6 protein-coding genes are annotated in these 6,547 nt (G+C 54.7%); 4 read left to right on the top strand and 2 right to left on the bottom strand.

Translation table 11 applies throughout. The features are described 5' to 3' along the window. Positions 1-201 precede the first annotated feature (201 nt). On the top strand, positions 202-618 hold the full coding sequence (locus tag ACEYDX_RS11070) for a transcriptional regulator (protein ID WP_373742072.1): 417 nt from the start codon (positions 202-204) through the stop codon (positions 616-618). Positions 619-705: 87 nt separating this feature from the next. Here the strand turns inward: ACEYDX_RS11070 and fba are convergent, their stop codons facing one another. Both fba and ACEYDX_RS11060 read right to left on the bottom strand, forming a co-directional pair. After that, the gene (gene fba / locus ACEYDX_RS11065; protein ID WP_373742074.1) at positions 706-1,770 is read right to left on the bottom strand and encodes a class II fructose-bisphosphate aldolase; all 1,065 of its coding nucleotides are present in this window, start codon (positions 1,768-1,770) and stop codon (positions 706-708) included. 195 nt (positions 1,771-1,965) lie between these two features. Then, on the bottom strand, positions 1,966-3,501 hold the full coding sequence (locus tag ACEYDX_RS11060; RefSeq protein WP_373742071.1) for an ABC transporter permease: 1,536 nt from the start codon (positions 3,499-3,501) through the stop codon (positions 1,966-1,968). Positions 3,502-3,731: 230 nt separating this feature from the next. Between ACEYDX_RS11060 and ACEYDX_RS11055 the strand changes: the two genes are divergently transcribed. The 3 genes from ACEYDX_RS11055 (at position 3,732) to ACEYDX_RS11045 (ending at position 6,227) form a co-directional block, all read left to right on the top strand. Beyond that, entirely contained in the window at positions 3,732-4,748 is a 1,017-nt protein-coding gene (locus ACEYDX_RS11055; protein WP_373742073.1) for a quinone-dependent dihydroorotate dehydrogenase, read from the top strand. An 806-nt stretch (positions 4,749-5,554) separates the two neighbouring features. Beyond that, positions 5,555-5,809, top strand: coding sequence for a bacteriocin (locus ACEYDX_RS11050; protein WP_373742070.1), 255 nt, complete (start codon positions 5,555-5,557; stop codon positions 5,807-5,809). A 211-nt stretch (positions 5,810-6,020) separates the two neighbouring features. Then, positions 6,021-6,227 carry a hypothetical protein gene (locus tag ACEYDX_RS11045; RefSeq protein WP_373742069.1) on the top strand — a complete coding sequence of 69 codons (207 nt, stop codon included), beginning with the start codon at positions 6,021-6,023 and terminating at the stop codon, positions 6,225-6,227. Positions 6,228-6,547: the final 320 nt, after the last annotated feature.

The raw sequence follows: 6,547 nt of genomic DNA, 5'->3' as shown, positions 1-6,547 counted from the left end.
GCGAATTTGCTCGGGTCGAAGACGGTCATTGCTGCCTGAAGGGGTTGGGCGGCGAGCATGACGGATGTGAAAATTCCCAGCACCGCCTTGCTGCGTTTGAAGGTTGTCGTCGGTTTCATCGTTGTCCTGCCTAAGGCCGTCTGAAAAGAGAGTGATGGCCGTCTCATTTTTTAAACCATATCAGTTTATATTAAAACCAATATGGTTTTCAAACAAAAAAGTCGTTTTCAGATAATTTTGGGCATGAAGATATTGACTGAAAAAGAAAAGTTCAGTAACCGCCTGAACCTTGCCTTGACCGCAGCATTCAAGAGAACGCTCAAAAACAGTGAGGTTGCAACTAAATTCAACCTCCGACATCCGAACGAGCCTGTTACTCAGCAGGCGGTATATAAATGGCTCAACGGTTTGGCGATACCTGCCTCCGATAAGATTGAAACTTTGGCAAAATGGTTGAATGTAAAACCCGAATGGTTGAGATATGGCGTGAGTGATGAAAACCAATTGTGGGAAAACTGTTCCGAATATGACGAAATTCTGTTAAAACTGATTAAACCTTTGTCGCAAAAAGAAAAAGAAGCATTGATTCAGATGATTACTGCGTTTAAGAACGAATAATGGACGTAGAAAAAGTGAATTGACAGCAAAGGCCGTCTGAAAATTTTTCAGACGGCCTTTTTTTGCCGATGATAACTGCAAAACGGCTTACTTCACAATCTGTGCCAATTCGCCATTGGCATAGCGTTGCGCCATTTTTTCCAGCGAAACCGGTTTGATTTTTCCTGCCTGGCCTTCGCAGCCGAACGCGGTATAGCGGTCGATACAGATCTGCTTCATCGCTTCCACCGTTTTCGCCAGATATTTGCGCGGGTCGAATTCTGCGGGGTTTTCGGCCATGAATTTGCGGATGGCGCCGGTGCTGGCCAGGCGCAGGTCGGTGTCGATGTTGACTTTGCGCACGCCGTGTTTGATGCCTTCGACGATTTCTTCCACGGGCACCCCGTAGGTTTCGCCGATGTTGCCGCCGTGTTCGTTAATCACTTTCAGCCACTCCTGCGGCACGGAGCTGGAGCCGTGCATGACGATGTGGGTGTTGGGCAGGGCTTCGTGGATTTCTTTGATGCGGTCGATGCGCAGCACGTCGCCTGTGGGCGGGCGTGTGAATTTGTATGCACCGTGGCTGGTGCCGACGGCGATGGCCAGGGCGTCCACATCGGTATCGCGCACGAAGCGCACCGCGTCTTCCACGCTGGTGAGCATTTGGTCGTGGCTCAGTTTGCCGGCTGCGCCCACGCCGTCTTCTTCGCCCGCTTCGCCGGTTTCGAGGTTGCCGAGTACGCCGATTTCGCCTTCGACCGATACGCCGCAGGCATGGGAAAATTCGACCACGCGGCGGGTAACTTCGGCGTTGTATTCGTAGGTGGACGGGGTTTTGCCGTCTTCCAGCAGCGAGCCGTCCATCATGACCGAGCTGAAACCGAGCTGGATGGAACGCTGGCACACGTCGGGCGACGCGCCGTGGTCTTGGTGCATCACCACGGGGATGTGCGGGAATTCTTCCACCGCCGCCAAAATCAGATGGCGCAGAAACGGTGCGCCCGCATATTTGCGCGCACCTGCGCTGGCCTGCACAATCACGGGCGCGTTTACTTGGTCGGCGGCTTCCATGATGGCGCGCATCTGTTCGAGGTTGTTGACGTTGAAGGCGGGCAGGCCGTAGCTGTTTTCGGCGGCATGGTCTAAAAGCTGGCGCATGGAAACGAGTGCCATGATGGTTTTCTCCGGTAGGTGGTTGTTTACGGGCATGATTGTACCATCTTTCCGATGGAAATTACACGCCGCTACATTTGCACGCCCATCCTGCCACAACGCCCTTTCCATAGGGTTCTGTACGGTTTGAGAACATCTTAAAGAATGGCATGGCGGATATTCGGCTGTATAAACCGAAGGCCGTCTGAAACGTTTTCAGACGGCCTCTTGTTCATCGCCCGCATCCAAAACCGCGAATACCGCCAGCGACATCGTCATCAAAGCGGCGGTCAGCACGGCGGCCTTATCGTGGTTTTCCGCGCCGGCCGTACCGAGATAGCGGTAAATCAGGGTGGTGAGCGTTTCCCATTCGGGACGCGACAGGAACAGGGTGGCGGCAAATTCGCCGATGCAGGTGGCGGCGGCAAGGGTAAGGGCGCGACGGAAAGCGGGTTTGAGCAGCGGCGCGGTAACGTAACAGGCCGTCTGAAACGGGTTTGCCCCCAAGCTGCGGGCGGCTGCGGCATAGTGGTTCGGCAGGGCATCCCACGCAGCGAGAATGTCTTTGGTTACAAAGGGATAGGCCAACAGCGCATAAGTGGCGACGAGCAGCGGCAATGAGGCCGTCCAGTCGGGATAAAGTAGCAGCACGCCGAAGGCGACGCACACGGCGGACACCATAAACGGCAGAAACGTGATGCCGCGCACCCAAACGGCACGGCGGGCAAGACAGGCATGGCTGATGCCGAGTACGGCGGCGGCCAGAACGGCCATGAAGGAAAAGCGCACGGTGTTCCACAATGCGGCCAGCGTTTCGGAATCGGCCAGCACCTGCCACGATGCGCCCGCAAAGGCCGTCTGAAACCATACGGCGGCCAGCGGCAAGGCGCAGCAGCACAGCAAAACGGCCAAGGTATAAGCCAGCAGCAGCCGTTCGCCCAAAGTTGCGGGCGGGCGCGGCGGACGGGAGCGGACATGCCGTCCGCCCGCCGTCTGCCGGCTCAGGCGCGCATACAGCAATCCGGCAGACGCAGTAACGGCCAGCATCAGCCACACCAACACCGCGGCCTGCGCCAAATCCAGCTCATAAGCAATCAGTTTGTAGATTTCCACTTCCACCGTGGCATAACGGCTGCCGCCGAGCAGCAGCGCGAGTCCGAAACCGGAAAAGCAGTAGAGAAACACCAAACAAAGCCCGCCGGCCAGCCACGGCTTCAACACGGGCAGCTCCACCGACACGAACCGCCGCCATGTGCCCGCACCCAGCATCTGCGCCGTCTGAAGCCGCATTTCGGGCACGCTTGCCAAACCCTGATACGCCGCGCGCACCAGCACGGGCAGGTTGAAAAACACATTGCCGTAAAGCAGCAGGTAAGGCGTGTCCTGCCAACCCGCCCACAGCAGGCCGTGCGCGCCGAACAGCGACAGCACGCCCATCCCCGCCACCAAAGTCGGCATCACGAACGGCAGCATCAGCAGCCGCAACAGCCGCCGCCGTCCGCGGAATTCCAACCGCGCCAGCGTCCACGCCGCAGGCAGACCGAGCAGCAGCACCAGTACGCAGCTAGCCAGCGCCTGTACCAATGTCCACACCATCCGCTGCTGCATATAAGGGTCGCCCAAAACATCGGCCAACGGCACCGCGTCTTCGTAAAACGTCAGCGCAACCAGCGGCGCGACCACCATCACGGCCAGAAAACCGACGGGCAGCAGCGACAGCAGCAGAGTGGAAAGGAAACGGGAAAAGTTCATACGCATGCCAAAAAGAAAAACAGCGGCTATTGTACTGCCAACCCGACTATTTTCCGCTGCATTTCCACTGCGGCCTAATGACAGTAGCAGGCAGAAAAAGCAAAGGCCGTCTGAAAACGTTTTTTCAGACGGCCTTCCGTCCCAGCGCACAAACCGACCTGTATCAAAACCCGTCCGCCGCTTCTCGGGTAGAATACCCCCGTTTCCAACTCTTTTTCAGACGGCCTGCCATGTACTCCCTTATCCGCCCCGCACTGTTCAAAACCGACCCCGAAACCGCCCACAACCTTACTCTGAAAAGCCTGAATACAGCCTATAAATTCGGCCTGCTGCCCACGGTAAACGGCTACACGCGCCCGATGAAGCTGATGGGTTTGGACATTCCCAACCCCATCGGCCTTGCGGCGGGTTTGGACAAAAACGGCGAATGCATCAAACCCTTGGCCGCACTCGGCTTCGGCTTCATCGAAATCGGCACCGTTACCCCCAAACCGCAGGACGGCAACCCGAAACCGCGCCTGTTCCGCCTGCCCGAACACCGTGCCGTCATCAACCGCATGGGCTTCAACAACCACGGCATCGACGCCGTGATTAAAAACATCGAAGCCGCACGTTTCAACGGCGTGCTCGGCATCAACATCGGCAAAAACGCCGTTACGCCGATTGAAAACGCCGCCGCCGACTATTTGATTTGTTTGGAAAAAGCCTACGCCCACGCATCGTATATCGCGGTAAACATCTCGTCGCCCAACACCAAAAACCTGCGCGCGCTGCAAGGCGGCGACGAGCTGACCGCGCTCCTGACCGCGCTGAAAAACAAACAGGCGCAGCTTGCCGCGTCGCACGGCCGCTATGTGCCGCTGGCGGTAAAAATCGCGCCCGATTTGGACGAAGCGCAAATCGCCAACATCGCCCACGTCATCATCCAAACCGAAATGGACGGCATCATCGCCACCAACACCACCATCGACAAATCCGCGCTCGGCAGCCACCCGCTCGCAGGCGAACAGGGCGGTTTGAGCGGCGAACCCGTGCGCGAAAAAAGCAATGCCGTACTCAAACAGCTTGTCGCGGCCATCGGCGGCAAACTGCCCGTCATCGGCGTGGGCGGCATCCTGTCGGGCGAAGACGCAGCGGAAAAAATACGGCTCGGCGCAAGCGCGGTTCAGGTGTACAGCGGCATGGTCTACCGCGGGCCGGAACTGGTCAAAGAATGCCTGAACGCCCTGAAGCAAGCTGAAGGGTAAGCAGCGCATACCTTCCGCCGTTTGCCGTAAAAGCGCAGCTTTTCGAACAAACATCACTGCCCCCACCGTCATTCCCGCGCAGGCGGAACGGCACAGGTTTTGCCCTGCGTAGGTACGGTTAGCCGCCAAAGCGGCGTAACCGTACGGCACGCCAGCATCATGCCGCAACAATTGGCGGTACTTCTGAACATCTGCGCTTTACGGATGAACTGATTTTCAGACGGCCTTTTTCCGTCTCCGCAGCCTCGTAGGTACGGTTAGCCGCCGAAGCGGCGTAACCGTACGGCACGCCAGCATGATGCCGCAACGGTTGGCGGTACTTCTGAACATATGCGCTTTACGGATAAACTGATTTTCAGACGGCCTTTTCCGAATCTGCAACCGTTCGTACGGTTACGCCGCTTTTGGCGGCTAACCGTACCTACATGCTGAATATTCAGGTTTGGATTCCTTCCTGCGGAAATGACGGTCGTTACCGCACCGCATTCATCAATCAACATTTCTCGCAACCACCACCTTTGATTTCCAAAGTCCCGCCGATACAAGGCCGTCTGAAAAACGTTTTCAGACGGCCTTATCTTTTCCTGCGGCCTTCCGTACGGTTACGCCGCTTTAGGAGGCCAACCGTACCTGCTTATTGACAATTTCATTAAAACCATGCCGTTCGGGCTGAACATTATTAACTTTAACCCAGAAAATTATTACAAAAAAAAACTCATACATATTATTTTCGTCCATACGAAGGCAGACAGATAAAAACTTTTGTCTGTATTTTTTCAATTTATTTTTCACTTAGGAGTGATACTATGAAGACATTAAATATGAATGAATTGCAACAGGTTTCCGGCGGCTTTGACTTCGGCAAGATGACCGCATCTCAAGCAGGCAAATATGTCGGTGGCGCGGCAGGAGCGTTTGCAGGTACATTTACGGGTGCAGCATTGGGCGCTATTGCCGGGCCAGGCGGCATGGTTGCCGGCGGTGCTGCTGGTGGTGCTATCGGTAGATACTTAGGCAAAGAACTGGGGGCGCTCGTAGCCGAAAAATCGTTCGGCTACTAAAATAACCGCCACATTTCCGTATCCGTCAAGGCTTTGTGTCGGATGCGGAAATATTTAGAAATCATCCGACAGGAGCAGACAATGGGAAAAATTTGGGAAAACTATAAAAAAAATTTTGCCTTATTGATGGATTTCAGCAAAAAAAACTTGGATAGCATTTGCTGTCTGTTGTCTTATTGGAAATTTTATTATTGAAGCTACCAATTTTATTTTGAGTTTTTATGTCATCGATGCGAAATATCATTTCGGCGACGACGGTTTTATTCCGGATTGGGCTACTGCCATCCTTAGTACCATCCTTATATTTGCTCTTTTCCACTGGCACCTGAACAAGAAAAACGATAAGGATTCGATTGCCTTTTTCTTCCCCTATCTGAAAAAGAAAAACCAAGACAGCCGTTCCGATACGCAGGATTGAACGGGTTATTGAGCTGTCTCAAAAATCTTTTCCTATACTTGAATCTCTGCGTAGGTACGGTTAGCCGCCGAAGCGGCGTAACCGTACGGCACGACGGCATGATGCCGCAACAATTGGCGGCACTTCTGAACATCTGCACTTTACGGATGAACTGATTTTCAGACGGCCTTTGCCTGCTTCCACAGCCGTTCGTACGGTTACGCCGCTTTCGACGGCTGACTGTACCTACATTATGGTTTTTACCGCACCGTCCCGATGACAGCATAAGGCCGTCTGAAAAAACATTTTCAGACGGCCTTTGCCTGTTTCCACAGCCGTTC

This window comes from Neisseria sp. (assembly GCF_041804105.1).
In the GTDB taxonomy this organism is placed as follows: domain Bacteria; phylum Pseudomonadota; class Gammaproteobacteria; order Burkholderiales; family Neisseriaceae; genus Neisseria.
The sequence above is the reverse complement of the archived record's forward strand: the minus strand, read 5'-3'. Positions and strand labels throughout refer to the sequence as shown.